This is a genomic window from Pseudomonas sp. MWU12-2037 (assembly GCF_023242345.1).
Lineage (GTDB): Bacteria > Pseudomonadota > Gammaproteobacteria > Pseudomonadales > Pseudomonadaceae > Aquipseudomonas > Aquipseudomonas gingeri_D.
The window spans coordinates 19,817-45,607 of sequence record NZ_JALLIZ010000022.1 but is presented as its reverse complement, the minus strand read 5'-3'; the positions used below and the strand labels follow the sequence as shown (position 1 = coordinate 45,607).

At 63.2% G+C, this 25,791-nt stretch carries 26 protein-coding genes; 13 read left to right on the top strand and 13 right to left on the bottom strand.

Features of this window, described 5'->3' with window-relative positions:
• Nucleotides 1-236 precede the first annotated feature (236 nt).
• On the top strand, nt 237-1,580 hold the full coding sequence (locus M5B42_RS27820) for a contractile injection system protein, VgrG/Pvc8 family (RefSeq protein WP_248747614.1): 1,344 nt from the start codon (nt 237-239) through the stop codon (nt 1,578-1,580).
• Nucleotides 1,577-2,365, top strand: coding sequence for a DUF4123 domain-containing protein (locus M5B42_RS27815; protein WP_248747613.1), 789 nt, complete (start codon nt 1,577-1,579; stop codon nt 2,363-2,365). The genes M5B42_RS27820 and M5B42_RS27815 overlap by 4 nt, the downstream gene beginning before the upstream one ends.
• A 14-nt stretch (nt 2,366-2,379) precedes the next feature.
• On the opposite strand, the gene M5B42_RS27810 is transcribed toward M5B42_RS27815, so the two are convergent.
• The 4 genes from M5B42_RS27810 to M5B42_RS27795 form a co-directional block, all read right to left on the bottom strand.
• A complete protein-coding gene (locus M5B42_RS27810; RefSeq protein WP_152741604.1) occupies nt 2,380-3,729 on the bottom strand; it encodes an MATE family efflux transporter in 1,350 nt (449 codons plus the stop codon).
• A 33-nt stretch (nt 3,730-3,762) separates the two neighbouring features.
• Entirely contained in the window at nt 3,763-4,056 is a 294-nt protein-coding gene (locus M5B42_RS27805) for a hypothetical protein (protein ID WP_248747612.1), read from the bottom strand.
• Between the two features lie 89 nt (nt 4,057-4,145).
• Nucleotides 4,146-4,562, bottom strand: coding sequence for a response regulator (locus M5B42_RS27800; RefSeq protein ID WP_100944299.1), 417 nt, complete (start codon nt 4,560-4,562; stop codon nt 4,146-4,148).
• 71 nt (nt 4,563-4,633) lie between these two features.
• Nucleotides 4,634-4,825, bottom strand: a complete 192-nt coding sequence (locus tag M5B42_RS27795) for a Flp family type IVb pilin (protein ID WP_103497771.1) — start codon at nt 4,823-4,825, stop codon at nt 4,634-4,636.
• Between the two features lie 305 nt (nt 4,826-5,130).
• Between M5B42_RS27795 and cpaB the strand changes: the two genes are divergently transcribed.
• Genes cpaB through M5B42_RS27755 form a run of 8 tightly spaced genes read left to right on the top strand, consistent with a single transcriptional unit; the run spans nt 5,131 to nt 12,608 of the window.
• Nucleotides 5,131-6,081, top strand: a complete 951-nt coding sequence (gene cpaB / locus M5B42_RS27790) for a Flp pilus assembly protein CpaB (RefSeq protein WP_248747611.1) — start codon at nt 5,131-5,133, stop codon at nt 6,079-6,081.
• A gap of 52 nt (nt 6,082-6,133) precedes the next feature.
• Nucleotides 6,134-7,330: a type II and III secretion system protein family protein gene (locus M5B42_RS27785; RefSeq protein WP_248747648.1), complete on the top strand. Its 1,197-nt coding sequence runs from the start codon at nt 6,134-6,136 to the stop codon at nt 7,328-7,330.
• Nucleotides 7,327-8,514 carry a pilus assembly protein gene (locus M5B42_RS27780; RefSeq protein ID WP_248747610.1) on the top strand — a complete coding sequence of 396 codons (1,188 nt, stop codon included), beginning with the start codon at nt 7,327-7,329 and terminating at the stop codon, nt 8,512-8,514. Before M5B42_RS27785 ends, M5B42_RS27780 begins: the two co-directional genes overlap by 4 nt.
• Nucleotides 8,514-9,785 (top strand): CpaF family protein, encoded by a 1,272-nt coding sequence (locus tag M5B42_RS27775; protein ID WP_177101334.1) that lies wholly within the window; start codon nt 8,514-8,516, stop codon nt 9,783-9,785. The genes M5B42_RS27780 and M5B42_RS27775 overlap by 1 nt, the downstream gene beginning before the upstream one ends.
• A gap of 12 nt (nt 9,786-9,797) precedes the next feature.
• Nucleotides 9,798-10,685, top strand: a complete 888-nt coding sequence (locus M5B42_RS27770) for a type II secretion system F family protein (protein ID WP_177101336.1) — start codon at nt 9,798-9,800, stop codon at nt 10,683-10,685.
• 1 nt (nt 10,686) lies between these two features.
• Nucleotides 10,687-11,574, top strand: coding sequence for a type II secretion system F family protein (locus M5B42_RS27765; RefSeq protein WP_248747609.1), 888 nt, complete (start codon nt 10,687-10,689; stop codon nt 11,572-11,574).
• Between the two features lie 11 nt (nt 11,575-11,585).
• Complete coding sequence (locus M5B42_RS27760; RefSeq protein ID WP_248747608.1) at nt 11,586-12,320, top strand: tetratricopeptide repeat protein; 735 nt, start codon at nt 11,586-11,588, stop codon at nt 12,318-12,320.
• 21 nt (nt 12,321-12,341) lie between these two features.
• Nucleotides 12,342-12,608 (top strand): DUF3613 domain-containing protein, encoded by a 267-nt coding sequence (locus M5B42_RS27755; protein ID WP_248747607.1) that lies wholly within the window; start codon nt 12,342-12,344, stop codon nt 12,606-12,608.
• A gap of 84 nt (nt 12,609-12,692) precedes the next feature.
• On the opposite strand, the gene M5B42_RS27750 is transcribed toward M5B42_RS27755, so the two are convergent.
• Complete coding sequence (locus tag M5B42_RS27750; RefSeq protein WP_248747606.1) at nt 12,693-13,466, bottom strand: response regulator transcription factor; 774 nt, start codon at nt 13,464-13,466, stop codon at nt 12,693-12,695.
• Between the two features lie 117 nt (nt 13,467-13,583).
• A complete protein-coding gene (locus M5B42_RS27745; RefSeq protein WP_248747605.1) occupies nt 13,584-14,054 on the bottom strand; it encodes a prepilin peptidase in 471 nt (156 codons plus the stop codon).
• 75 nt (nt 14,055-14,129) lie between these two features.
• Between M5B42_RS27745 and M5B42_RS27740 the strand changes: the two genes are divergently transcribed.
• Both M5B42_RS27740 and M5B42_RS27735 read left to right on the top strand, forming a co-directional pair.
• Complete coding sequence (locus M5B42_RS27740; RefSeq protein WP_248747604.1) at nt 14,130-14,576, top strand: TadE/TadG family type IV pilus assembly protein; 447 nt, start codon at nt 14,130-14,132, stop codon at nt 14,574-14,576.
• On the top strand, nt 14,573-17,401 hold the full coding sequence (locus M5B42_RS27735) for a PAS domain-containing sensor histidine kinase (protein ID WP_248747603.1): 2,829 nt from the start codon (nt 14,573-14,575) through the stop codon (nt 17,399-17,401). The genes M5B42_RS27740 and M5B42_RS27735 overlap by 4 nt, the downstream gene beginning before the upstream one ends.
• Here the strand turns inward: M5B42_RS27735 and M5B42_RS27730 are convergent.
• From M5B42_RS27730 to M5B42_RS27705, 6 genes are all read right to left on the bottom strand, one after another.
• Nucleotides 17,309-19,114, bottom strand: a complete 1,806-nt coding sequence (locus M5B42_RS27730) for a pilus assembly protein TadG-related protein (RefSeq protein WP_248747602.1) — start codon at nt 19,112-19,114, stop codon at nt 17,309-17,311. The genes M5B42_RS27735 and M5B42_RS27730 overlap by 93 nt on opposite strands.
• A 143-nt stretch (nt 19,115-19,257) precedes the next feature.
• Nucleotides 19,258-19,818 (bottom strand): DUF4136 domain-containing protein, encoded by a 561-nt coding sequence (locus M5B42_RS27725; protein ID WP_248747601.1) that lies wholly within the window; start codon nt 19,816-19,818, stop codon nt 19,258-19,260.
• Nucleotides 19,819-19,838: 20 nt separating this feature from the next.
• A complete protein-coding gene (locus tag M5B42_RS27720; RefSeq protein WP_248747600.1) occupies nt 19,839-20,435 on the bottom strand; it encodes a DUF4136 domain-containing protein in 597 nt (198 codons plus the stop codon).
• Nucleotides 20,436-20,449: 14 nt separating this feature from the next.
• Nucleotides 20,450-21,199 (bottom strand): methyltransferase, encoded by a 750-nt coding sequence (locus M5B42_RS27715; RefSeq protein WP_248747599.1) that lies wholly within the window; start codon nt 21,197-21,199, stop codon nt 20,450-20,452.
• On the bottom strand, nt 21,196-21,501 hold the full coding sequence (locus M5B42_RS27710) for a MazG-like family protein (protein ID WP_100944316.1): 306 nt from the start codon (nt 21,499-21,501) through the stop codon (nt 21,196-21,198). The genes M5B42_RS27715 and M5B42_RS27710 overlap by 4 nt, the downstream gene beginning before the upstream one ends.
• Nucleotides 21,502-21,620: 119 nt before the next feature.
• Nucleotides 21,621-22,475, bottom strand: coding sequence for a MaoC/PaaZ C-terminal domain-containing protein (locus tag M5B42_RS27705; RefSeq protein WP_248747598.1), 855 nt, complete (start codon nt 22,473-22,475; stop codon nt 21,621-21,623).
• Nucleotides 22,476-22,677: 202 nt separating this feature from the next.
• On the opposite strand from M5B42_RS27705, the gene M5B42_RS27700 reads away from it, so the two are divergent.
• Nucleotides 22,678-23,469 (top strand): helix-turn-helix transcriptional regulator, encoded by a 792-nt coding sequence (locus M5B42_RS27700; protein WP_248747597.1) that lies wholly within the window; start codon nt 22,678-22,680, stop codon nt 23,467-23,469.
• Between the two features lie 132 nt (nt 23,470-23,601).
• Here the strand turns inward: M5B42_RS27700 and M5B42_RS27695 are convergent, their stop codons facing one another.
• The gene (locus M5B42_RS27695) at nt 23,602-25,548 is read right to left on the bottom strand and encodes a methyl-accepting chemotaxis protein (protein ID WP_248747596.1); all 1,947 of its coding nucleotides are present in this window, start codon (nt 25,546-25,548) and stop codon (nt 23,602-23,604) included.
• Nucleotides 25,549-25,791 lie beyond the last annotated feature (243 nt).

The window sequence follows — 25,791 nt, the reverse complement described above, 5'->3', positions numbered from 1 at the left end:
ATAGTTCCCAGGAAATTGCCTTGTTTGAGATTGGTTTTTTCCTGTGATCTTGTAGGTAATGTCCTTTTATGAAAAACCCACCCTTCGCGGTGGGTTTTTTATGCGCTGAAGTCAAGATGATGGCTTCCTCTGTTCCGTGTTTTGCGTAGGTCTTTTCTCTAACACTACTTCAGCCCTCTACTCGGCCTTGTCTCTCGGCGAGAATCCAAGGTCGGTGCCACGTATGAGGAAAGCCAATGTTCGATCCAGTCAGCGAGCCGTTTTTTCGGCTGGATGTAGCGGGCTTGTCCCATCCCCTGATTGTCACGGCCTTTAGCGGCGTGGAGGCGATCGACGAACTGTTTGCCTTCGAGCTGGATGTTCTCGACGAGGAAGGCGAACTGGACCTGGCCGGGTTGATGTACCGCAGTTGCTACCTGGCGCTGGGAACCGAAAACGCCGGGTTTCACGGGCAGATACAGGGCGTCAACCTGACGCTCCGGGGGTTGCCGCGGGGCCATTGTCGCCTGTCCCTGGGGCCGCGCCTGGGTTGCCTGGCGCAGCGTGTGAGCCGGCGTCTGTTCCAGCACTGCTCGGTTCCGGCGATCATTGCCCGGGTGCTCGAGGAACATGGCCTGGGCGACGATGCCGTACGTTTCGCGCTCAAGGGCCACTATGCCCGGCGTGCCTATTGCGTGCAGTACGAAGAGTCGAACCTGGCATTTGTGCAGCGGCTCTGCGCGGAAGAGGGCATCCACTATCATTTCCAGCACAGCCGGGACCTGCACTTGCTGGTCTTTGCCGATCACCAGGGGGCGTTTCGGCGTACCCCGCGGGCGCGCTTCGCCCATGAGACGGGTCCGGGCGTGCTGGATTTTTTCGTCACGCTGGCCGATGGCAGTCGTCGACGTGGCGGCCGTGGGCCCCAGGTGGCGGAGGGCGAAAGCGATCTGCCCGGTCTGGCCAGTGGCGCGTATCTGCCTGTTTCCGGTCACCCTTGCGCGGCATGGAACCGGTTGTGGCTGGTCACCCGGCTTCGCCATCGTGGCGACAGCCTGCCCGGTGGGGCCGCGGACGGCGGGCCTCGGCTGCGTTATGGCAATGCCTTTGCGGCGACTTCCTGGGAGGTGGCGTTTCGTTCCCTGCGGCGCTGGCCCAGCCCGGTGTTATCGGGGCTGTTCCGGGCTCAGGTGGTCGACGCCGACGATCAGGGGACCTTTCGCGACCAAGCAGGACGGGTGGCGGTGCGCATCGACGCCTTTTCCCAGGGCTGCGCTGCGCCAGCGGTGCCTTGCTGGCTGCCGTTGGCTCGCTCTCTGCAATATGAGTGCGAAGAGCTGACCGTGGGGACGGCGGTGTGGGTGCGTTTTCAGGACGGCGATGCGCAAGCGCCGCGAATTGTCATGCGTGGCGATGTCCAGTTGCCGAGGCCGCTGCCCGCTGGCGCGCAACGTCTGCACCGGGACCCGATTCTCGAATCTCTGCACGCCGGTTATCCGCTGGTGCTGTTGTGTGGGCAACCCATGGGCGGCGGCGAGCGTCACTGCGCGGTGCGGGATTGCGTCTGTCGGGGCGCACTCCCGCGAAGGGGCCTGCCATGAAGGCGACGGACGATTGCAGCCAGTGGTTGCTGCTGGATGTGCCCGGTGCCCCTGGGGTGCTCGAGGCGCTGAAGGAAGGTTACGCGTACTATCTGGCTTACAACCTGTTTGAGGACTCGCCGTTTCAGGGCCTGGGCGAAGTCGCTCCGCGCCTGCTGCAACTGGCCGAAGGTTGCCCGTTGAGCCGCCTCAGCCAGGCCAACCCGAGTCTCTGGCCCGGTTTGTTCCTGCACACCCGGGCGCCGGTGCAGGCGTTGCTGACCCACCTGCGACAGATACTGGTGGTGGGTTTCGACGAACAGCATCGGGGCTTGCTCAGCTACTACAACCCGCAGACCGCCAGCTATTTCTTCGACTCATCGGACCCGCGCGAACTGAGCGGCTGGCTCGGCCCCATCCGCTGTCTGTACTGGTATGGTGGGACTTGGGCGGACCGGGCCATTGGCGGCGTCGGCTGGCAGCAACTGTTCAACCCCGGGCTCGAGGTGGCCGGTCTCGGTGCGCCACCGGTCCTGAGCAGCCACCAGCAGCGCCGCCTGCAGACCTGCCTGCTGGAGCGCCACGCTTACCAGTGGAGCCGCTGTAGCGGACATGAATACGACCGGACCTGGTGCCATGTGCAGGAGGGCATCGCCCAGGGCTTTCGCGAGTACGGCCTGCTCGATGGCTGGCTGCATCTGCGTGCGGAGTATCCGGCGGCGTCCATTCCGGCCTGCCTGGCGGGAGACTCTCCCGGCGAGCGCCTGGAAAACCTGCGCCAGGCCTGGAGCAATAGCCCTGATTGAGCCTAGGGTGTCGCTCAGTGCGCGGCCTGGCCGAACCAGCCGTCGTTGCGCCGCAGTTTCACGGCGTAGAGCCCCAGGGTCATGCTGCGCAGGGCCATGAACAGCAGGAAACTTATCCACAGGCCGTGATTGCCAAAGCGGCTCAGGAACCAGGCACAGGGCAGACTGAGGAGCACGCTGAGCAGCATGCTGTCGCGCATTTCCCGGGCGCGGGTGGCGCCGATGAACAAGCCGTCGAGCAGGTAGCTCCACACCGCGATCAGTGGCAACAGCGCCAGGTAAGGCAGGTAGCCGAAGGCAATCTCGCGCACGCTGGGGATATCGGTCTGCAGGCTGACGAACAGGTGCCCGCCGAGCAGGAACAGCAGTGCGAAGCCCAGGCTCGCCAGCAGCGACCAACCGGCCGCGACCACCAGGGAACGCCGCAGGGTATCGCGATCACGGGCACCGATGGCATGACCACAGAGCGCCTCCACGGCGTGGGCGAGGCCGTCCAGGGCGTGGGCGGTGAGCAGCAAGCCGTTGAGCAGCAGTGCGTTGGCCGCGACGGTGGCATCGCCCAGGCGTGCGCCCTGGACGGTGATCAGGAAAAACACCGATTGCAGCGCCATGCTGCGAATGAAGATATCGCGGTTCACCGTCAGCAACGGGCGCCAGCTCTGCCAGCGCCGCAGTGCCGCCCAGGCGATCTGCCCGGGGTAGGCGCGCAGGGCCTTGCCGGTCAGGCTCAGGCCGAGCAGGGCGCCGGTCCATTCGGCGATCACCGAAGCCCGGGCCGAACCGACCACGCCCCAGTCCAGCCCGAGGACGAACCACAGGTTCAGGGCAATATTCACCAGGTTGGTGGTCAGCAAAATGGCCAGCGGTGCGCGGGCGTTCTGGGTGCCGAGGAACCAGCCGACCAGGGCATAGCTGGCCAGCGCCGCCGGCAGTCCGAAGAGCCGGATGTGGAAGAAGTCCAGGGTCAATTCGTGCAATTCGGGCGAGGGTTGCATGAAGGTCAGCGCCAGTTGGCTGAACGGCACGGCGATCGCCCCCAGGAACAGCGCCAGCACCAGGCTCAGCAGCAAACCTTGGACGAGCACCTGGCGCAAGGCCGCGCCGTCTCCTCGTCCGGCGGCCTGGGCGGCAAAACCGGTGGAGCCCATACGCAGGAAGCCCATGGCCCAGGCGAGAAAGATATACAGGCTGGCGCCGACCGCCACCGCACCGAGCTGGTGGGCGTGGGGCAGGTGGCCGATCACGCTGCTGTCGACCAGCGCCACCAGGGGCACGGAAATATTCGACAGGATCATGGGTGCGGCGAGTGCCCAGACCCGGCGGTGAGTCGGGCGGTCTCGCCAGTCAGCGATCAGGGGGGACATGCGGGCTCCTTGAAAGAGCGGGCATTGTAGCGATTAGTGGACCACCCAGCTCAACAGCCAGAGCCCGAGCACCAGCCAGATGATGCCGAGGATGATCGAGGCCCGCATAAAGGCGCGGACCGCCGAGTAGAGCAGCATCAGGCCCAAGATCAGGATCAGGATGCTGAAGAACGAGGGGCTCATGCCCAGGGAGCGGGCGAAGCCATCGATAAAGTTGCCGCCGGCATGGGTCAACGCGTGGAAGAAGCCGCTGAGGCCATCAATGATAAAACGAATTACCGAGCCTAGCGCCTGGCCCTGCCATTCGAAAAAACTTTCTACCTGCATAGGTACCCCTGATGAATATGCCGACTGATGCGCCGCACTCGCAGGGAGCAGGTTTTACAGGCCCCGCCTGAGGTTGTCCAGACGGTGCATCAAGAGGGGTTGACCAGATGCATCCTGGGCTGTGGAAACAGGTTGTTGAGGGTTTCCAGCAAGCGCACGTGATAGATGGGTTTACGGAACAGGTCCAGCACCTGGAGCCTGAGCATATCGCTGACATCGTCCATGTCGGCGTGGCCGGACGTGACGATGACGGGCAGGTGCTGGCGCGAGGTGTGTTCACGCAGACGTTTGATCAGCGACATGCCGCTTTCTTCCGGCATGCGCAGGTCGGTGATCACCAGGGCGATATCCGGATGATGGGTCAGGTGCGAGAGCGCCAGCTTGACGGAGGTGGCGGTGAAGCAGCAAAAGCCTTCGCCCTCCAGCAATTCGGCCAGTTCGAGCAGGGCGTCCTCTTCGTCGTCCACTAGAAGGAGCTGTTGCCGTGGGGGGGAAGAGGCGTTCATGGGACCATACCTGTCGTTGAGTCGTCTTGAAACTCTAGCTCCCTATTAGAGACTCTGGAGGGGGAAGTTCGTCAAGTCCCTATACCGGTTTGAATTGCGGTGAAGATCGACTTCACCTTGGTGCTGATAGGGTCCATGAAAATCCCGATCACCGCCGCCACCATGGCCGCGACAATCGCGTATTCGATACCCGAGGCGGCTTCTTTGTCTTCGGCAAACAGCTGGGCTTTTATGAACAGCCTGAGGACGATATTCAGCAACATCTGGCTTCTCCTTGCGCCTGAAAAGCGCTGTGCAGCGGTCGTGCGGCGTGATTTGCCTACCTTTAAAGCATTGTCAACAAAACCGCCCTCTACAACTGTAAGAACGGATTAATCACAAAGAATTAGTTTTTGGCCTGGCGTTGAACACTCAGAATTTATCCATCCGAACGAGGGGATATTTGGCGCTCGGTAATGGCGTTTTGTCCTAGCTGCGCTACCGTCCAATAGCGAAATAGTTGATGTTCATCGCTGCCTGATTGCGAATGGGTCATGGCCTCGGGTCTGGCAGGAAAGGGAGAGCCGTCGTGAACAGTCGCGTTACCATAGGGTTGGCCGCCCTGTTTTTGGTCGCAGCCATTGTGGTCGGTTACTGGGGGTTGAGGCTGAGTCGTCAGCCGGTCCCCGTGGCGCCTGCCGATGCAGCGGTAGTCGCGCCTGTGGAAAAAAACGCGGGGGGGGCCGAGGACGCGCTGCGCCAGCCGGTGGTGGTGTTGGCCCACGATGTTCCCCCTTTTGTGCCCCTGACGGCGGCCGATCTCACCGTCGAGCGGCTGCGTACCGCACCGGCCGGCAGTCTGAGCTCGCTGCAACAAGCCATGGACCGCATACCCTGGCGGCCCTTGAAGGCCGGCACCTGGCTCAGCGACGAGAGTTTCGAGGCCGGCGGCCCCCTGGCGCGGATGATCCGTCCCGATGAGCGCGCCCTGGCGGTGGCGGTGGATGAGGTTGTCGGCGCCGGTGGCCAGTTGACGCCGGGAGACTACGTCGATGTCTTGTTGTTCCTGCGTCAGGACGCCAGTAACCCGCAGCAGTCGGCCCAGGTGGTGGTGCCGGCGATGCGCCTGCTCAGTGTCGGCGACCAACTCGGGCTGACCAACGATGGTTTGCCGGCCACGCCGTCGTCCGCTGCCGACGAACGCCTGCACCACTCCCCGAGCCCCGGCAACGCCCGTACGGTAGTGCTGGCCGTGCCGCAAGTGCTGCTCAGCCGCCTGATGCTTGCCACCCAGGTCGGTACGTTGCGCCTGGCGGTGCGTAGCGCCGACGAGCATCTGCTGCCGCGCTACTGGGCCGGAGAGAGCGCCGCCGCCAGCGTCGAAAGCACCAATCACAGCCTGTTCCAGTTCAACCAGTTGGCCCTGGCTGGCGTGCCCAGGGGCCAGGCAACGGCGGCTCCCGGGGCGTTTCCCGGTGCGGCGAAAAGCCGGGGCGTCGAAGTGATCCGCGGTAATCAAGTCAGCCAACAAACGCCCTGATCTGTCAGCAAGGAAGTCGCGGATGAGCCGATGTGTGCCGAGATTCAAACCCATGATCGGGGCCCTGCTAGGGGGGAGCTTGGGCTGGAATGTCGCCCTGGCGGCGTCGAGCGGTTGTGCCGGCCTGGGCCCGTTGCCCGCGGTGCTGGAAGTCAGTGAAGGCCTGCAACAGGAACTGCGCTCGCCAGTCGCGATCACCCGCCTGGCGGTGGGCGATGCGAAAATCGCCGATGTGCACCCCAACGGCAGCAATGCCTTCCTGCTCACCGGCATGGCCCCCGGCGCCACCAGCCTGATGGTCTGGACCGCCTGCGCCAGCGAGCCGCGCCAGAGCATGGTGTTCGTCCAGGGCAAGGCCACGGCGAGCTTGACCGCGACATCCTTGTCGCCCTCGATGGACCCGTCCCTGCCGATCCAGGTGCAGACCGATATTCGTTTTGTCGAAGTCAATCGGACCAAGCTCAAGGAGGCGGGGACAGCGATTTTTGGTCAGGGTGGCAACTACCTGTTCGGCTCCCCGGGCACGGTACTGACCAATGCCAGCACCGGCGCGGTCTCCGGTGGACTGTCACCGGACAACACCAGCTTCAACATCGGTTTCGGCGGCGGGCGAGTCAAGGCCTTGATCAATGCCTTGGAAGGCAGCGGCTTCGCCTACACCCTGGCGCGTCCGAGCCTGGTGGCCTTGAGCGGGCAGAGCGCGAGTTTCCTCGCCGGCGGCGAGATCCCGATTCCGGTGCCGAGTTCTGGCAGCAACACTGTCTCGATCGAGTACAAGGAGTTCGGTATTCGCCTGACCCTGACCCCGACGGTGATCGCTCGCAACCGTATCGCCCTGAAAGTGGCGCCCGAGGTCAGTGCGCTGGACTACAGCAACGCCGTGACCATTTCCGGTACGCCGGTACCCGCATTGACGATCCGCCGCACCGACACCAGCATTTCCCTGGCCGATGGCGAGAGTTTTGTCATCAGCGGCCTGATCAGCACCAGCAACAGTTCGCAGATCAACAAGCTGCCGGGCCTGGGCGACATTCCAGTGCTGGGGGCGTTTTTTCGCAACTCGAGCATGAAGCGCGAGGAGCAGGAGCTGTTGATGATCGTCACGCCGCACCTGGTCCAGCCCCTGGCGGCGGATGCCCGGTTGCCCAGCCTGCCGGGGGAAAAATTGCGCGAATACGATCCGAACTGGTTCCGCCTGTTCTTCCTCGATAACGGCAACTACGATCGCCGCAGCGGGTTATCAAAATGAGCCAGAGCCTGAGCCAGACCTTTCTGGCAATCACCCGCAACAGCACTGATCTGGAGTGGCTGCAGGGCGCGCTGGCGCCCCTGGGGCAGGTGGTCAGCGCCGGCGGCAGCCTCGACGAGTTGCTCTCGCTGGTGGATGTCACCTTTGCCAGCCTGATCTTTGTCGGCCTGGACCGGGAAAACCTGGTGGCCCAGAGCGCCTTGATCGAAGGGGTACTGGAAGCCAAGCCGATGCTGGCGATCGTCGCCCTCGGCGACGGCATGGACAACCAGTTGGTACTCAATGCGATGCGCGCCGGTGCGCGGGATTTTGTTGCCTACGGTTCGCGCTCCAGCGAAGTGGCCGGCCTGGTGCGGCGTCTGAGTAAACGCCTGCCGGCGGTGACCCCAAGTGCGGAACTGGGTGGTTTCACCGTGTTGTATGGCGCCCAGGGCAATGCCGAGGGCGCCTTGCTCGCCAGCCATCTGGCGCTGGTGGTGCAGAAGAGCGGCCAGCAGACCCTGTTGCTGGACCTGGGCCTGCCCCGGGGCGACAGCCTGGCGCTACTGGGCCTGGAAAGTTCGTTCCATTTCGGCGATGCCCTGCGCCATCTGCGCCGCCTCGACGCGACCCTGATGGACAGCGCCTTTACCAGTGCTGAAGGGGGCCTGCGCATCCTCGCCTACTCCAGCACCGACGAACCCCTCAAACGCACCAGTGCGGCGGAGTTGTACATGCTGCTCAGTGCCCTGCGCCAACATTTCCAGCATATCGTCGTCAACCTGGTGGGGCAGCCCGACAGTGAGGCCTTGCGGACCTTTGTCAGCCACTGCGACAAGTTGCTCTGGTACACCGATCAGAATGTGCTCGATTGCCGGCGCAGCCTCGCGGTGCTCAATCTCTGGCGGGAAAAAGGCATGAAGCTCGATCACGCCCGATTGCTGGTCGACCGCTACCTGCGCGGTGTTTCGCCCGACTCGGAAACCCTGAGCAAGACGTTCGGCCTGGAAGTGATTGCCGTGCTGCCCTACAACCCGGACGTTCGCCTGAATGCGAAGAACCAGGGCCAGACGCTGTTCGAGCTGTCGCCCCGGGAAGCCCTGACCCAGAGCCTGAAAACCCTCGGCGAACGCCTGGCGAAACGTTCCCAGGGCCTGACCAAGACCTCCGAAGGCTGGTTCAATCGCCTCTGGGGGCATAAGTAATGGCGGAGAAACTGTTCGGCGGGCAGTCCCGCGGCGGGACTGGCAATAGCGATCATGACGGCCTGAAACTGGTGCTGCACCGCTACATCATCGATGCCATCGAGGAGTCGGGGAAAAACCTGCTGGAAGGCTCGCGCCAGGCCCTGGCACAGTTTGTCATCGACAAGGTCGGCGAGTATGTCTCGCGGCTGCACCTGGCAGTGTCGCGGTATGAGATGGAACGGCTGGCGGAGGAGATCGTCGACGAGCTTACCGGTTTCGGGCCGCTGGAGGTCCTGCTGCGCGACAGTTCGGTGACCGAGATCCTGGTCAACGGCCCGCACCGGGTGTTTATCGAACGCGACGGTGTCCTGTACCAGAGCGACCTGCGGTTTATCGACGATCATCACGTGGAGCGGGTTATCCAGCGGATTCTCGCGCCCCTGGGCCGGCGCCTGGACGAGTCCTCGCCGATGGTCGATGCGCGGATGCCCGATGGCAGCCGGGTCAATGCCATTATTCCGCCGATCGCCCTCGACGGTCCGTGCCTGTCGGTACGGAAATTTCGCAAGGACATGCTCAAGAGCAGCGACCTGATGGCGATGCAGACCATCGACCAGTCGATTTTCGAGTTTCTCCAGCTGGCCGTGGGCAAGCGCTGCAATATCCTGATCAGCGGTGGTACCGGCACCGGCAAGACCACCCTGCTGAATATCCTCAGCCAGTTGATCAACCCCCATGAGCGACTGGTCACCATCGAGGATGTGGCCGAGCTGCAACTCAATCACCCCCATGTCGTGCGCCTGGAAACCCGACCGCCGAATGCCGAGGGGCATGGCGAAGTGAAGTCCAGCGACCTGATCCGCAACGCCCTGCGGATGCGTCCCGACCGGATCATCCTCGGTGAGATTCGTGGTGTGGAGGTGCTTGACGTGCTGACGGCGATGAACACCGGCCACGACGGCTCAATGAGCACCGTGCATGCGAACAACGCCCAGGATGCCTTGCTGCGCCTGGAAACCCTGGTGGGTCTGACGGGACGGCAGATCGGCGAAAAGACCCTGCGCCAGATGATCTGCGCGGCACTCGATGTAGTGATCCAGTTGACCCGCCTGCCCGACGGCCGTCGTTGTGTCAGCGAAGTGGTGGAGGTGCTGGATGTGCGCGAGGACATCTATGTCACCAATACCCTGTTTCGCCTGGATCGGCGCAACGGCTTTGGTTTCCTGCGCGAGGCGGTGAACCCGGGCGGTGAGAAGCTGCGCCGTGACTCGCCCTTGTCCTTCGGTTGAGGAGGGGCGCCGATGTTAATTCCCCTGTTGCTCTGGTTGATCAGCCTGGTATTGCTGGGGCTGTCGATGCGTTTGTTCTACATCAGCCTGCGCAAGACCGGTCATGAACGGGTACTGAGCCGCCTGGGCCAAGGGCAGCCGGTCCTGGCGCCGACGACCCACACCACGAAGAACCACCTGGATCGGCTGTTTGTGCGCGCCGGCCTGAATCGCCCCGGCGAGCGGCAAGGCTTGTGGCTGGGGATCTGGGCGCTGCTGGTGGTGCTCGGCGCTGTGCAGGCCGCTGGCATGGGGCTGTTGCTGATGCTGGTACTGCCGCCCCTGGCCTTGCGTCTGTATCTGGCCTGGCGCTATCGGCGTCGTTTGCGGCGGATGGTCGAGCAACTGCCTTCGGCGCTTGATCACGCCGTGCGCAGTCTCAAGTCGGGGCGAACCCTGGCCGATGCGCTTATGGGCGGTGTCGAGGCCTCAACCGATCCGCTGCGCGAGGCCATGGGGCGGGTACGACGCAATGTCGAGCTGGGGGTCAGCCTGTCGGATGCCGTGCACGACTTTGCCCAATTCTATGAGCGCGACGAGTTCCGTTTCCTGGCCCTGGGCTTGAAGGTCAACCACCGGTATGGCGGCAACGCCAGCGAGTTGCTGGAAAACCTGATCAAGCTGATTCGCGAACGCGAGCAGGGTGACCGGCAACTGCGGGCGATGACCGGGGAAACCCGCATGACCGCCGTGGTGCTGGCGTTGCTGCCAGTGGGCATGGCGGGCTTCTTCCTGGTCTCCAACCCGGGCTACCTGATGCACATGTGGGAGGACAACAGTGGCCAGCATATGCTGCTGATGGCCTTCGGGTTACAGGTGTTCGGTTGCCTGGCGCTTTGGCGCATGTTGCGGAGCGTGTGAGATGACGATCCTGGCCAGTGCCCTGCTGCTCTTCGCCGCCTTGACCCTGGCGGCTGGCCAATGGATGCAGCGACGTCGGTGCAAGCGTGCCGTGACCCGGCGTCTGCAAGGTCATATGAGTCGCGACAACCGTTTCGGCAACCTGCTGCGTCGTTTGGGCGAATCCCGTTTCGGCCAGCACTTGATCAGCATGGATAACGAAACCCTGGTGCTGCTCAATCGTGTGGGTTGGCGCAAGGCCCGCCAGCGTTCGTTGTTTGCCGCCAGCCAGATCGCCACTCCGGTGCTGGCGCTGGGAATAGTGTCACTGCTGGAAGGGGTGCTCTTCCCTGACACCACCTCGCCCTGGATCGCGCCTTTCCTGGCCCTGGCCGGTGGCTATCTGTTTCCCAAGCGACTGTTGGTGGTGCTGGCTCGGCGTCGGCAGAAGCAGGTGGTCCAGGAGATATCGACCTTCATTCCGTTGCTGCGCATCCTGTTCGAGTCGGGCATGGCGGTGGAACAGGCCTTGCGGGTGCTCTCCCAGGAGGGCCGGGAGCTGCTGCCGGTGGTGACCGGGGAGCTGCGCCTGGTACTGGCGCGGGTCGATTCGGGGCTGGAGTTGGGAGAGGAGTTGAACAAGGTGGCCGGCCTGTTGGAGGTGGACGAGTTCGACGATATCTGCGTGATCCTCCATCAGTTGATCCACCAGGGCGGTGGGGCGATGAAGTCGTTGCTGGCCCTCAAGCAATTGCTCGATGACCGGCGCTTGACCCGTCAGCAGGAGTACATCTCCAAACTGTCGGCAAAGATGTCCGTGGTGATGATGGTGTTTCTGTTTCCAGCATTGTTGATTGTCCTGGCGGGGCCGGGTTTTACCGCCCTGGCCAAGGCGTTTGGCGCATCCTAGGGAGTGGTTGGATGAAGGTATTGATTGCCGCGGTGGCGTTTCTGACGCTGGCCGGTTGTGCCGGGGATGGTCGTGCGCCCTGGACCGCACTGATGGGGACCGGGGGCAGTTGCGCCAAACCGGACGCCGACCAGGAGTTGTCCCTGAACCTGGCCGATGACATGGCCAATGAGGGCAAGCTGCACGCCAGCCTGGCCAACCTGCAGAACCTGCCGGAAAGCCTCGACGCCGTGCGCTTGCGCAAGGCCCGGGTCTATCGGCAGTTGGGCCGTAGCGAGGCCGAGCCGCTGTATCGCAGCCTGCTCGGGACTTGCCTCGCGGCCGAAGGTGAGCATGGTCTCGGGCAACTGGCGGCGGCGCGCAACGACAACGGCCAGGCCATGGCGCATTTGCAGCGGGCGGCGCGCCTGGCGCCGACCGACGAGAAGATCCGCAACGACCTGGGGGTGGTCTATCTCAACCAACTGCGACTGGAGGATGCCCGTTTCGAGTTTCTTACCGCCATCGAACTCAAGCAGTCCGATCCCTTGGCGTCGGTGAACCTGGTGAGCTTGTTGCTTTATCAGGACAACTGGAGCCAGGCCGCTGAGCTGGTCACCCGGATGAACCTGAGCCCCGGGCAGTTCAGCGAGGCCCAGGCCCGGGCGCAGCAGCTCAAGAGCGGCGTCGGAGCGGGTAGCCGGCCCGCCAGTGACCGGGTGGCGACAAGGGAGGAGGCGCCTGCCGCTGCGGCAAGCGTGCGTTGAATCGACATCAAGGAGGTCGGGATGAAACCATACAAACTCTGTGGCGTGGCGTGCCTGCTACTGTCGTTGGCGGTCCAGGCGGTAGAGCAGAGACCGTCTTCGCCCTATCAGAAGGAGACGGAAAACTGGTTGCAGCTACAGGTGGCGGGAAAGCAGCAGAGCTCGACGCCCCAGGTCGCCACGCCGAGCGAACGCGAGCAAAGCCTGCAACGCTGGCTGGACAGCTACAAACATCCGATTCCGGAATTTTTCAAGCAGGATACTGGTGGGACGCTGAAGAGCAATTAAGCAAAACCTGCAGGCGCGGGCCAGCTGACGACAGTGGCGGTTAATTTTCCATCGCCATTGCCGGCAAGCGAGTGTCTGCTGGGATCAGTGTTCGGTGATGCCCCTGTGGCGGACACTGGTGGGTGACAAGGCCAGTGCCAGTTGGGTGCGGTTGTGCATATGGGTCAGGCGCAGCACCTGGGACACATAGAGTTTCACCGTGTTTTCGGTAATGCCCAGCTCGCAGGCGATCTGGTAGTTGGTCTGGCCCTTGCCCACCAGCCGCGCGACGTCCAGTTGGCGCGGCGATAGCTGGCTGACGATTTCGGGCAGGATCTGTACCGAGTCGGGATCGGCTTCCTCGCTGCTGTCGGCAGGCGAACCGCTCCGGATCCTGTTCAGGTCCTGGTACAGGTCGTCGATGGATTCGGCGAGGAACTGCAGCTTCTGGTTCAGATGCCCGAGGCTGTCGGTGCGTTTGCGCTCGGCGAGTGCCTTGTCCTGGCGATGGATGCCCTCGAGCAGTTCGTGCAGATCCACGGGCTTCTGGTAGTAGTCGGCGATACCGGCGCGCAACGCCTTGATCACGTCCTGCTTGTCGGCCCGCCCGGTGAGCATGATGGCCTCGAAAGCCCGATGTTTCCCGGCGATCTGTTGCAGCTGGCGCACCAGTTCGATGCCGTCCAGCTCCGGCATCTGCAGGTCGCAGAGCACCAGGCCGATCTCGCTGTCTTCGCTGAAACCTTCAAGCGCCTGCCGACTGGACAGGCAAGGGACGCAACGGTAGCCGTTGCTTTCGAGAAACTCGCAGATTTCTTCGACGATCGGTGGTTGGTCATCCACCACCAGTACTTTTACTTGTGAGACAAGCTTGTTCACGCGCGACTCCATGCTCTACCAGCCAATGACTACGAGCTCCTTGCCCACGCGCGCAGTTTCGCAGGGCTTGTTCCTCAAAAGTAGACGCACTTTGCCACTCTGTACATAGTGCTACTACTAAAGGGAGTTGATCGACATGCCAAGCAGGCCAATCAGCAGGAATGGCGCGAAAGGGCGTTTGCCCAAGGTTTCCGGGGCCAGGTGGTGCAGGCTTGCCTGCGTTCCTTGCCCCAGTAATGGCCACACTCGGGGGGCCAGCCAGTGCCAGAGCAGCATCGCGGCGCCGGCGCCGATAAAGGTGCCGAGCAGGGTCGACGGCTCGCTGGCCAGTGCCAGCGCCGACAACAGCTTGACGTCTGCGGCACCCATGCGTCGGGTGGCGTAGCCGGGCAAGGTCAGCAGCAGGGCCAGGAGCAAGGCGATGCCGCCCTGGGCGGCAGGCGCCCCCAGCCAGGTGCTGCCGGTCCAGAGCAGATAGATCAGGGCCAGCACCGCGCTGCCGAGGGTCAGGCTATTGGCGATTTGCCGGTGGCGCAGGTCCTGGGTGGCACAGAGTGCGAACCAGGCCGCTAGAACAAGGCTGTGCATGGGCTAAAAAACGTCTCTTCCCGGCGAATGATTCTATGCTGATAGCAACGTGCAGTTGTCAGGGTAGACCTTGCCATGAGCCCCAGCCTCCCCCGAAAGCAAAAAGGCGCCGCCACCATCGAGTTCGCCCTCGTGTTCCTGATTTTTTTCGCGGTGTTCTATGGCATGGTCAGCTACTGCCTGCCGCTGCTGATGGTGCAGTCGTTCCATGAAGCGACGGCCGAGGCCTTGCGCAGTAGCGTGGCGGTCGACCCGGTGGCGGCCGGAAGTGGCTATACCGCTCTGGTCCAGACCACCGCCGTCCAGGCGGCCGCCAACCGGTTGACCTGGATTCCCAGCAGCTTCAACTTCACCGCCGCCAACAATATTACGGCGCTCTACTCGGGCGGTATCCTGACGGTCACCATCACGTACCCGACATCCCAACTGCGTAATGTCCTGCCGTTTCTGGTGTTACCTGGCATCGGCACGGTGCCCAGCCTTCCCGCGAACCTGACGGTCATCTCGAGTCTGCAATTTTGAGCGCAGGGGACAAGCTGTTCGGGCGCTTGCTGGGGCGCGGCAGTGAGTCGCCGCCCGAGCCCATGCGCCACTTGCCCGCCCCGGCCTTCGGCTTGCTGCTGCGGCTCGATGACGAGGGCCGGGTCTTGAGCGTCGACGGTCCCTTGCGTCATGACCTGGCGCCGCAGGCGGCAGGTTGTGAGTTGCGTAACCTGTTGCTGCTCTCCAGTCGCTTGTCTGTCGAAGGCGTGCCGGCGGATTGGCTCGGCCAGAGCCTCGACCTGGACTTCAGTGGACCGGCCGGGCAAGTCCTGCATACCCGCGCCTGGGTCCAGCCCGGCAATCCCGGCTGGTGGTTGCAGGCCCTGGACATCGGCGACCTGCTTGAGCACAACCTGCGCTCATCGTTGCGTGAGCAGCTGCAGCAGGTCGCCGGGCAGATGAGCGAACAATTGCGCCTGTGCAGCCTGGCACGTCTGCCCCAGGTGCTGAACGAGCAGTTGCAGGGCCTGTCCCAGCGCTGGCGGATTCCCTGTGTTGCCCTGGCGCTGCTTGACGAACATCAACAGCAGTGGACGGTGCACAGTCAGTATCGGGCCCATGACGCTCCGGCCCTGTGGCAGACCGGCCAGGCCCTGGGCAGTGGCCTGGACAGCCTCAATGGCATGGTGCCGCTGTACTTCAACGCGCAACAAGGCCTCAGTGAGCATCTGCGCCTGCAAGGGGTGATGGGCAACGCCGATGGCTTGCTCATTCCTTTTTGTGATGACCATGGGGTGGCGGCGTGGTTGCTCGCCGGTTTTTACCCGGCCCATCAGCGCGCAACGCAGTTGGACGACCGTGACTGGCTGCAACTGGCGGCGGCCCTGGCGGCGCCGCTGCTGGCGCGCCTGCGGCAGCAGGTTCACCACCATCAACTGGAGCGCCTGGAGGTGCTGCAAGGTTTGTTGGGCACCGGCTGGTGGGAGTGGACGCCGGCCCTCGACGAACTGCAACTGGCCCCGCAACTGGTGCAAGGGTTGGGGCTTGAAGCGTTGCACGGGGTGGTGTCGCTGGAAGGTTGGCTGGGGTTGTTCCACGCCGCCGACCGCCAGGAACTGTCCAGCCGCATGTACGACTTGCAGCAGGGCAAGGCGCTGCTGCTCTGTGTCCGCCGGCATGCCGAGGACCCGCAGCAGGCCCCTCAGTGGTATCGCCTGCAGGGTCAGGTGCTGGGTGTTGGTGACAGCTTGCGGATCATTGGTTTCATGCTCGACATCAGTGACGTCAAGAACCAGGAGCAGGCCGCCGCCGCCGCCCATGCCCGGCTGGACAACCTGATTGCCAGCTCGCCGGCGGTGATCTATGTACAGCGTTATGTCGAGGGTGCCTTGCAGCCGGTGTTCTTCAGCGACAGCCTGTTGCCGCTGCTGGGCTGGACCCTGGCCGACTGTGCCGATGGCCGCCTGGCGCAGTGGATTCATCCCGAGGATCGCGACCGTTATTTCGAGCGTACCCGCCAGTTGCTGCGTGAAGGCAACGTCAGTTGCCGTTATCGGCTCCGGGACAAGGGCGGTGCCTATCACTGGATGCTGGATGAGGCCCGGCTGTTGCGTGATGACCTCGGCTTGCCGGTGGAAGCGGTGGGGCTGTGGCTGGACATCACGGAAGCGACCCTGGCCGCCGAGCAGATCGAGAAGAGCGAGGAGCGCTATCGCATCCTGGTGGAAGATTCGCCGGCGATGATCTGTCGTTACCGCCCGGACCTGACCCTGACCTTCGGCAACAAGCCGCTCGCGGTCTATCTGGAGTGTTCGCCCGAGCAATTGCCGGGGGCCAACCTGGGCAACTGGCTGTCGCCCGAGCAGCGCGCGGCGTTTGTCCAGCGTCTGTCCCTGCTGACCCCGGAGCTCCCGGTGAGTACGGCGGAAATCAGCCTGCAATTGCCCGGACGCGAGCATGCCTGGTGGGTCTGGTCGGATCGCGGGGTGTTTGACGCGCAAGGCCGACTGGTCGAGGTGCAGGCGGTGGGACGTGATAACACCGAGGTGCGGCGTTCCCAGCAGCAACTGACCCAGAGCGCGAAGATGGCCACCCTGGGGGAAATGGCTACCGGCCTGGCCCATGAGATCAACCAGCCGCTGAACGTCATGCGCATGGCCATCGTCAATGTGCTCAAGCGCCTGGGCAATGGCGATGTGCAGGTCGACTATTTGCAGGACAAGCTCAATCGCATCGACGCCCAGGTCCAGAGGGCGGCGCGGGTGGTCGATCATATGCGGGTGTTCGGCCGCCGTTCGGAAATCGAGCAGGCGCCGTTCAATCCGGCGCAGGCGGTGGAGGGCACCCTGTCGTTGCTCAGCGAGGGAATGAAGGGCAAGGGCGTGGAACTGAGGGTAGCGCCCATCGGGTTCGAGGTGCAGGTGCGGGGTTTTGTCGACCAGTTGGAGCAGGTGCTGATCAACCTGATGGTCAATGCCCGGGATGCCTTGTTGAGCAAGCGTGAGAAGAACCGCGATTTCGAGCCCTGGATTGCGCTGACCGCCGAACGTGATGAGCGGGCGGTGCGTTTGTTTGTCGAGGATAACGGCGGCGGCATCGATCCGCGGTTGCTGGAGCGGATCTTCGAACCCTTCTTCACCACCAAGCCGATAGGCGTCGGCACCGGGTTGGGCTTGTCGGTGAGCTACGGGATTGTCGAGAACATGGGCGGGCGCCTCAGCGTACGCAATGGCGAGGCCGGGGCGCGGTTCTGTGTGGAACTGCCGATCGCTTCAGATCACCAGGTAGGCCTTGCCGGTCTGGCCGCAGGTGAGATACCCGTCGACGGAAATCTGGCCGACCGTGATGCCCAGTCCCGTCAGTAGTGTGTTGATCAGGTTGTCCAATAGGGGGCCGAGCAGGTTGCTCAGGGTTGTGAGCAGACCGCTGACCAGGGTCGTGAGGAGTGTCGAAAGGGGGCCGCTGACTGTCAGCATGGTACTGAGTGACTGAGTCACGCTGGTGATGGGGTTGGACGTCTGTGGCAATGTGTAGGATGGGTAGGCTGGAGTCGATGTCTGGCCGACATTGGGTGGATTAACAAAAGTATTGTTACCGGTTGTTGACAGTATTGGGAGGTCGATCATCAATGAAATACCTCCACCGGAAGAAGGTGCGGCGCTCGTGCCGATAGCTATCACTGTGAAGGGGGTTAGCGTCAGTGGTGCCGCGCTGCTTGCCCAGTTTCCGCTGACATTGCCCACTTGCAGATGGAGTGCGTCGGAGGAGGCTTTGATGGAAAGACTTTTATTTGTATCGCTGACGCAGGTATAGCCTGTGACATAACTGCTGCCGCCTCCGGCGTCCAGGCTGATATCCAACGTCGACGAGGGAAGCACTTTCACACTCAGCCCCAGCAATCCTGCCGCGGTTGAAAGCGCTCCTGTCGCAAGCCCCGTGAGACTGCCGGCCATGTTCAATGTCACCAGCGTTCGAATCTGTGCAGTGCGTACATAGATGCCATTGGGGCCTGTCGGGTTGAGCGCGGCCAGTGCCGGATTGCCGATCACGGAGAACTGCGGTGCTTCGATGACCTTGGCCTGGACTGTCGCCCCCACTCCCAAGCCCAGCAGGCTGACGGGAAGGTTCACCGCCAGACCGTTCTGGTTATTGGCAACTTCGATAAGTGCCTGGACCAGTTGGAACAGTTGCAGGTTGGCATTCGGCACCGAGGTTGGCGTGGTGGTCGAAAGGTTGATCAGGCTCCCCAGTTGGATGCTGCCGGCTGTTTGTGCGGCGACTTTCAGGCTGCCCAGTGCGGTTAGTACATCGGCGCTCGCGCCATTGGCCTGGGAGACCGTGATGGCGGTGCTGATCAATTGCGAGACGGTGGCGTTGGTCGCCAGCAGTTGGGTGTAGTTGCCGGCCGTCACGTTCAGGTCGATGGCCAGTTGTTGCAGGTAGCTGAGCAGGTTGATATTGGCACTGAGCAGGCCGTTCCAGCCGGCCGCCGTGATGTTCAGCGAACTGCCGAGTAAGGGGCCCAGGACCGAGTTGAGGTTCGCCACGACAAGGGTGCTGCGGATGCTCAATTGCGCGGTGGGCGGCAAGGGCGTCGCGGCCACTGCCGTTGCGGTCAATTGGGTATTCGGATTGAAGGTGCCGGGTGACACCAGGGAGTAGATCCCGGCAGCGATGCTGGTGGGCACGGCATGGGTGGCGACTACCTTGATGGCCGAGGATTGCGTGGCATCCACGGCAAAGGTGCGCAGGTTATTGGCCCCGGTCACCAGGGTGCCGCAGGTCGTGGTCAAGGTGTTGCCGGTGCCGACCGTGAAGGCGTTGCGGCTGGCACTTTGGGTCGCGTAGCTGGCGGCGCTCAGGCCGGGCAGGCAGGTCCCCGCGCGGCTCACCGCTTCCAGCGCCGAACCGTCGGCGATCCGTTGCAATTTGCGTTGTTCGAGGTAGAGCCGGCCGGTATCGACCACCACCACCATCAGGAGCAGGGCCAGGCCGAGGGTAAGGGCCGCCATCAGGCCAATCGCCCCGCGTTGCCCGGACGGGCCACGAAAACCGACGACACGACCGGGGAAAGACATCGAGCACTCCCTTGCCGGCCGCTGGCCGAGCGCATACTTTCCAGTGTTGTCTGCCAGTGTAGCCAAGGTTGGGCGATTCGATAGGGCCCCTGCAGGCGCCGTCGGTCGACGCGCTACAGGGGCGGGAATGTTGCGGCGAACGACTATTTCGGCGGATACGCGCTCATCAACTTGGCCACCGCCTGGTTGATCGCCGCGCTGCGCTCGGCGGGTGTCGAACCGTTGTTGACCATCTGTTCGGCGCTTCCACGCCAGACCAGCTTGCCGTCCTTGCCATCGAGCAGGTCGATCTGGATCGTCGCGACCTGATAGTCGACGCTACGGGTTTCGGTGTAGCCCGGGCCGCCCCAGAAACCGCCTTGCCAAGGGCCACCCCAACCGCCGCCGTAGCTGGTGCTCACCTGCTGCTGGCGGTTGTCGACGATCAGGTACGCCTGGACCTTCACATCGGCCTTGCCGCCGGCCATGACCGGGCGCAAGCCGCGCTGGTCCAACTGCTCGCCGACCGCCTGGCGAATCCGCTGTTCGGTGATATCGCTCTTGATCCGCGGATCGTCGGGTCGGTACTGCAACGCGGGTTCTTTCCAGCTCCAGCTGCGGTAGCCGGCGAAGTCGCGACTGGCGTCGAAGTCATGGTTGACCTGGGTGGTTTCGCAGGCGCTGAGCAGCACGGCAAAAACCACTAAAGCGAGACGGCGGAACATGATTTTTCTCCGGAGGGGGTCTAGCTGGGTGGATAGCTGGCCAGGGCTTTGCCCACGGCCTCGCGCAAGGCATCCGCGCGTTCGAGCTGATTGCCCTGGGTGCCGGTTTCGGCGCTGGCGCTCCAGACCGGTTGGCCGGTGCCGGCGTCGAACAGGCTGATACGCACCACGAGCACTTGCACCTCGTAGGTGCGCACGATCGGGGCGCTGGGGTACATGCCATAGCGGTAGCCATAAGGGCCGCCGGCATAACCGTAGTCTTCCTGGACCTGGCGCAGGCGTTTCTCCACATGGAGGTCGGCGCTGACCCGCAGGTCCGGCGGTACCGTATCGCGGCGTGGCCGCAAGCCCTGCTGTTCGAGGGCATTGCCGACCACTTCGGCCAACTGCGCCGGATCGGCCCAGGTGGTGCCGGCGGGCAGCCGGTCATTGCTCCAGGCCCAGGTGCGGTAGCGCCCATAGTCCCGTGGCGGCGCCGGGTAGGCGCTCAGGTCCGGGCCATGGGCGACCTGCGCCGGGGCCGGCGGCAAGGGCATGGAACTGCTGGTGTAGGGATTGTTGCTTTGGCAGGCAGCCATCCCCAGGCACAGCGCTAGCAGACAAAAACGGCGACTCATTGCATCCTCCGTATTCAGACCGGACGGCAGATCCAGTGCAGGTAACGTCCCAGTCCGGCAAAACCGGGATGGCGACGGTGGGCCAGTTCCATTTCCAGCAGGTCCGCCAGGGTGGCGCGGGCCTGGAATTCAACCGGCATGTAGTCGTGGAAAACCCGCACGCCACTCTGGGTTTCGACCCGCCACAGACCTTCAAGTTGCGCCGCCAATTCCCGTGGATCAAGGGGTTGTTGCGGGGTCAGGCTCTGCTTTTCGCCGGCCATCTCGTTCTTGCGCATCTTGCGGAAATGGCCCTTGAGCAAGTTGCGATAGATCAGTGCATCGCGGTTGTAGAAGGCCAGGGACAGCCAGCCATCGGGCTTGCACAGCTGGTGCAGCACCGGCAGGATCGCATGGGGTTCGGCCAGCCATTCAAGCACGGCGTGGCAGAGCACCAGGTCATAGGGTTCGGTGAGCTGGCCGAGCAGTTCCTGCCACGGTGCCTGGATAAAGGTCGCATTTTGTCCGGCCTCGGCAAAGCGCTGGCGTGCGCCCTCGAGCATCGGTTCGGCGGGTTCGGCGAGGGTCACCTGATGACCGCGTTCGGCCAGCCACAATGACATATGGCCCAGGCCCGCGCCGATATCCAGCACCCGCAACGGGCGCTGCGGCAGGCTCTCGGTCAGGTCGGCCTGGAGCACGGCGAGGCGGATCGCGCCCTTGGCCCCGCCGTAGATTTTTTCGGCGAAACGGGTCGCCAACTGGTCGAAATGACGGTCGCTCATTGGGCGAAGCGCCGTTCGCTGTCGGCCAGCTTGGCGCGGACCACTTCGTTCATGTCCAACCCCAGTTCGCTGCACAGCAGGAGCAGGTAGAGGACGATATCGCCGACTTCCTGTCCGGCATGGGCGAGCTTTTCCGGTGGCAACTGGCGCGATTGATCCTCGCTGAGCCATTGGAAAATCTCCACCAGTTCGGCCATCTCCACGCTGGCGGCCATGGCCAGGTTTTTCGGGCTGTGGAAAGTTTTCCAGTCGTTGCGATCGCGGATGCCGTGCAGGCGTTGGGTCAGTTCGTCGAGGTTCATGCGGGTGTTCTCCTTCAAGGCGTCTAGCTTCCGGTGGATGAGAACGGGAAGCAAGGGCCTTGCTGTAGGGATAACACCTGGAGCCGATGAAATATTCGTCAGGGCGGGTAGGTGTGGTGTCAGGCAATGGGGCGCCAACGGCCGCTCAGATGTTCCAGTCCCTTGGCCCCGGACAATTTGAACGCGCCGTTCGAGCCCGGTGCACTGACCCACAGGCCGACTTCGCCGGGCAGGCGCACCGGTCTTCTGAACGCCACCTCGATCTCGATATTCGCGCTCGGCAGGTGCTCGTGCAGGGCCGCGAGGATCCGGGCCTTGTTCCACAGGCCATGGGCGATGGGCCGGGGGAAACCGAACAGGCGGGCGCTCAGGGCCGTCAGGTGGATTGGGTTGTAGTCGCCGGAAACCCTGGCGTAGCGCCGACCGATATCCACCGGAACCTGCCAGTGCGTCAGCTCGCTCAAGGGCGGGACCGGGGCCTTGGTTTTCCGTGGTGGCTTGGCGTCCAGGGTGACGCCCCGGCAGAGCAGCCGGCTTTCAGCCTCCCAAAGCGGCCCGAGGGCATCGTCGATCTCGGTGAGCAGATCGAAGGTCGCGCCCTGGACATGAGGCTGCAGGTTACGCACCTGCACACCGATCCGCAGATTGCCCATGCCGCCCAGGGGCCGCAGCAGGCGGATACGGTTGTTCAGGTGAACCAGGCCCGGCAGCGGAAAGGGAAACTCCTTGGCCGTCAGCAACTGCAGTTGCAGGGGCAAGGCCAGCACATGGGGATAGGTCGCCGGCATCGGGCTGCCCTCGGCAAAGCCGCAGACCCGGCGATAAGCGGCCAGGCGCCGTTCATCGACGGTCACCCAACTGCGTAGCCCCTGGTCAGGCAAGTGTTGGCCCGCGATGATGCGTCGTGTCGCAGCGCGCAGGTACAGCGCGGGCAAGCTCGGCGCGGCGGTCAGGTATTGCCAGTTCACGGGCATGAGCAGTCGCTTTGTTTGTGGGAAAAAACTTTCATGTTTATAGGCTGTATCTCGCACAGGATAGGGTTTATTCGTTGCGCCGTGTTGCTTTGCTGCTAGAAGCGAACCACTGTCGGGCGCTGATGGCCCGCGGCATTGTCAGAAACGATGGCTTGGCCTAAGGTCGCAGCCTGAAAGCTGTCTTGCGATACAAGGTCTATTCATGCCGACTAACGGACAACGTGGTCCCCAACGACAGATTCCGCAACTGGCGTCCCTGCCGCGCCCGTTGTATGCCCGGGCCGAGAGTCTGAGTGCCGGGTCGTGGACGCCGCGTCACCGGCATGACTGGGTGCAGTTTTCCTATGCCATCAGCGGGGTGCTGGGGGTGCATACCGCCGAGGGCAGCTTCTTTGCGCCGCCGCAATGGGGTGTCTGGATTCCGGCGGGGCTGGAGCATGAGGTGGTGACCTCGATGCGCGCGGAAATGCGCAGCCTGTATGTGCGTCGCGAGGATTGCCAGTGGGCACCGTCGCGTTGCCGGGTGCTGGAGGTGACGCCGCTGGCCCGGGAGTTGATCAAGAGTTTTTGCCTGTTGCCGGCCGATTATCCCGAGGAGGGCGGCAGCGAGGGGCGTTTGGTGCAGGTGTTGCTGGATCAGTTGGCGGGGCTGCCGGAGGTGGGGTTCTCGCTACCGCTGCCGCGCCATTCGCGCTTGCTCGACTTGTGCAACGAGTTGATTGAAAACCCGGAGCTGGGGGTGACCCTGGGGCAGTGGGCCGAGCGCCTGGGCATGTCGGAAAAAACCTTGATGCGGTTGTTTCAGCGTGAGACCGGCTTGAGTTTTCGGGGCTGGCGCCAGCGTGCGCGATTGCTCTCGTCGCTGGGGACGTTGGAGGCGGGGGACAGCGTGACCCGGGCCGCGCTGTCCTGTGGTTATGACTCGACGTCGGCGTTTATCGCCGCGTTCAAGGGCTTGTTCGGTTATACGCCGGGAGAACTGTTCCGCCACTGAGTACCGCAACAGACTCAAGAACACCACCCACCTGTAGGAGCAGGGCTTGCCCGCGAAGCTTTTGGCGGCCTCAAGGGCCTCTTCGCTGGCAAGCCAGGCTCCTACAGGTTATGCGGCGTGCTCAAGATCTGATCAGGTCCGGAAGCGCTTGACCAACGCATCCAGCTCACTGGACAGCCCCGCCAGACCCTGGGAATCGAGCCGCGCCGAGTTCGCCAGTTCCGCCACCAACTGCGCATCGCCATGGATCTGGCTGATATGCCGGTTGATGTCTTCGGCCACGTGGTGCTGTTCTTCCGCCGCCGTGGCGATCTGGGTGTTCATGTCGCGGATCACGTCCACCGACTCGCGGATCTGCCCGAAACTGGTGCGTGCCAGGCCGATACGGTTCACCGATTCCTGCGATACCTCAAGGCTGGCGTGCATCTGTTGGGCGACCTGACTGGTGCGCTTGGCCAGATTGCCCAGCAGGCCGTCGATCTCCGCCGTGGAGTCGGCGGTGCGCTTGGCCAGGGCCCGCACTTCGTCGGCGACCACCGCAAAACCACGGCCTTGCTCACCGGCCCGGGCCGCTTCGATGGCGGCGTTGAGTGCCAGCAGGTTGGTCTGCTCGGCGATCGAGCGGATGGTGCCGAGAATCGACTGGATATTGTTGCTGTCGGTCTCCAATTGCTGCATCGACTGGGCCGACTGGGAAATTTCATGGCTCAACTGGTCGACGCTGCTCACTGCCGCATCGATCTGTTGCTGGCCTTCGCGGGCCTGGCGCTGGCCGCTGTCGGCCGATTCGGCGGCCTGGCTGCAGGAGCGGGCGACTTCGTTGGCGGTGGCGACCATTTCGTGGAAGGCGGTCGACACCATGTCCACCGCTTCGCGCTGGCGCCCGGCGGCGTCGGCCATGTCCCCGGAGACCCGGGTGGAATTACGCGACGAATCGAGAATCTTGTTCGCCGACTGACCGATGTGCTGGATCAGGCTGCGGATCGCGCCAAGGAACTGGTTGAACCAGTTCGCCAGTTGCGCGGTTTCGTCGCTGCCACGGATCTGCAGATTCTGGGTCAGGTCGCCTTCGCCCTGGGCGATGCCTTCCAGGCCGCTGGCCACGCTGCGGATCGGCCGCACGATAAGGCTGGCGAAGCTGGCGCCGACAATGGCGAAGATCACCGCGAGCACGGCGGCGATGATCGCCACCAGCCAGGTCAACTGGTTGGCCGAGGCCATCACTTCGCTCTGCTTGATCAGGCCGATAAAGGTCCAGCCCAACTGCTCCGATGGCCAGACATTGGCCATGTAGTGTTCGCCGTTGATATCGACTTCCACCAGGCCCTTGCCGGCCTTGGCCAGGTCCGCATAACCGCTGCCGAGACTGCCCAGGGCCTTGAAGTTGTGCTCAGGCTGCTTGGGGTCCACCAGCAGGTTGCCACTGTTCTCCATCAGCATCAGGTAGCCGCTTTCACCGAGCTTGATCTGCTTGACGATCTCGGTGAGCTGCTTGAGGGTCACGTCGATACTGACCACGCCGCCCGGGGTCCCGAGTTTGTTGGTGACGGTGCGCACGGTACTGACGTAGGTGGCGTCGTCCTGAGCCCAGTAATAGGCCGCGGTACGGATCGGCTTGCCCGGGTTGGCCATGGCCGTCTTGTACCAGGGGCGCTGGCGCGGGTCGTAGTTGCTCAGTTTCGGGTCATCGGGCCAGGACACGTAGCCGCCGGCCTCGGTGCCGATGATCGCGTAGGCATAGGCCGGATGGCTGGTGCCCAAGCTTTCGAGGAAGCCGAAGACCTGTTTGTCCATGTCACCCTGGGGCACTTTGGCCGCATCGGCGCTCATGTAGGTCTTGAGGCTGCCATCGGTATTCTTGATCAACTGCTGGCTGGCCAGGTATTCGACGTTCTGGCTGATACCGTCAAAAAACAGCTGCATGGCATTGCTGACCTGGCGGATCTCCCGGCCACTGCCATCGACAAAGTTGCTGCGGGCTTCACTGCGCAGGTTCAGTACCACCAGGGTGGCAACCAGCACCACCGGCAAACAGGCGACGATTGCAAACGCCCAGGTCAATTTTTGCTTGATGTTCATCCGCGCTCCAGATTTTTCTTGTAGACCCCAGGCGGATTGATCGCCTGCGATCTGTAATAGGGCAGCTGTGAAAATGGTGTCTGTACTGAAAATCCGTTTCGCTGATGGCGTACCTGATTGTCCGACAAAAACGCCTTTGTCCTAGAGCGCTTCGGCTGGCGCGGAAAAAAGTTGAGGTACAGGGCGAATATTCTGATTTTTTCTGAGCATCAGGCTGTCGGCCTCGGTCAGAAAAGGCAAGGT

What these genes read in the sequence shown, in the direction of transcription:
- M5B42_RS27805 (WP_248747612.1), bottom strand. Translation starts at nt 4,056, where the DNA reads ATGCAGGTAGAAAGTTTTTTCGAATGGCAGGGCCAGGCGCTAGGCTCG.
- M5B42_RS27820 (WP_248747614.1), top strand. Translation starts at nt 237, where the DNA reads ATGTTCGATCCAGTCAGCGAGCCGTTTTTTCGGCTGGATGTAGCGGGC.
- M5B42_RS27745 (WP_248747605.1), bottom strand. Translation starts at nt 14,054, where the DNA reads ATGCACAGCCTTGTTCTAGCGGCCTGGTTCGCACTCTGTGCCACCCAG.
- M5B42_RS27705 (WP_248747598.1), bottom strand. Translation starts at nt 22,475, where the DNA reads ATGCCCGTGAACTGGCAATACCTGACCGCCGCGCCGAGCTTGCCCGCG.
- M5B42_RS27765 (WP_248747609.1), top strand. Translation starts at nt 10,687, where the DNA reads ATGACGATCCTGGCCAGTGCCCTGCTGCTCTTCGCCGCCTTGACCCTG.
- M5B42_RS27700 (WP_248747597.1), top strand. Translation starts at nt 22,678, where the DNA reads ATGCCGACTAACGGACAACGTGGTCCCCAACGACAGATTCCGCAACTG.
- M5B42_RS27760 (WP_248747608.1), top strand. Translation starts at nt 11,586, where the DNA reads ATGAAGGTATTGATTGCCGCGGTGGCGTTTCTGACGCTGGCCGGTTGT.
- M5B42_RS27785 (WP_248747648.1), top strand. Translation starts at nt 6,134, where the DNA reads ATGATCGGGGCCCTGCTAGGGGGGAGCTTGGGCTGGAATGTCGCCCTG.
- M5B42_RS27725 (WP_248747601.1), bottom strand. Translation starts at nt 19,818, where the DNA reads ATGTTCCGCCGTCTCGCTTTAGTGGTTTTTGCCGTGCTGCTCAGCGCC.
- M5B42_RS27755 (WP_248747607.1), top strand. Translation starts at nt 12,342, where the DNA reads ATGAAACCATACAAACTCTGTGGCGTGGCGTGCCTGCTACTGTCGTTG.
- M5B42_RS27720 (WP_248747600.1), bottom strand. Translation starts at nt 20,435, where the DNA reads ATGAGTCGCCGTTTTTGTCTGCTAGCGCTGTGCCTGGGGATGGCTGCC.
- M5B42_RS27740 (WP_248747604.1), top strand. Translation starts at nt 14,130, where the DNA reads ATGAGCCCCAGCCTCCCCCGAAAGCAAAAAGGCGCCGCCACCATCGAG.
- M5B42_RS27770 (WP_177101336.1), top strand. Translation starts at nt 9,798, where the DNA reads ATGTTAATTCCCCTGTTGCTCTGGTTGATCAGCCTGGTATTGCTGGGG.
- M5B42_RS27775 (WP_177101334.1), top strand. Translation starts at nt 8,514, where the DNA reads ATGGCGGAGAAACTGTTCGGCGGGCAGTCCCGCGGCGGGACTGGCAAT.
- M5B42_RS27730 (WP_248747602.1), bottom strand. Translation starts at nt 19,114, where the DNA reads ATGTCTTTCCCCGGTCGTGTCGTCGGTTTTCGTGGCCCGTCCGGGCAA.
- M5B42_RS27695 (WP_248747596.1), bottom strand. Translation starts at nt 25,548, where the DNA reads ATGAACATCAAGCAAAAATTGACCTGGGCGTTTGCAATCGTCGCCTGT.
- M5B42_RS27715 (WP_248747599.1), bottom strand. Translation starts at nt 21,199, where the DNA reads ATGAGCGACCGTCATTTCGACCAGTTGGCGACCCGTTTCGCCGAAAAA.
- M5B42_RS27800 (WP_100944299.1), bottom strand. Translation starts at nt 4,562, where the DNA reads ATGAACGCCTCTTCCCCCCCACGGCAACAGCTCCTTCTAGTGGACGAC.
- M5B42_RS27780 (WP_248747610.1), top strand. Translation starts at nt 7,327, where the DNA reads ATGAGCCAGAGCCTGAGCCAGACCTTTCTGGCAATCACCCGCAACAGC.
- M5B42_RS27810 (WP_152741604.1), bottom strand. Translation starts at nt 3,729, where the DNA reads ATGTCCCCCCTGATCGCTGACTGGCGAGACCGCCCGACTCACCGCCGG.
- M5B42_RS27795 (WP_103497771.1), bottom strand. Translation starts at nt 4,825, where the DNA reads ATGTTGCTGAATATCGTCCTCAGGCTGTTCATAAAAGCCCAGCTGTTT.
- M5B42_RS27815 (WP_248747613.1), top strand. Translation starts at nt 1,577, where the DNA reads ATGAAGGCGACGGACGATTGCAGCCAGTGGTTGCTGCTGGATGTGCCC.
- M5B42_RS27710 (WP_100944316.1), bottom strand. Translation starts at nt 21,501, where the DNA reads ATGAACCTCGACGAACTGACCCAACGCCTGCACGGCATCCGCGATCGC.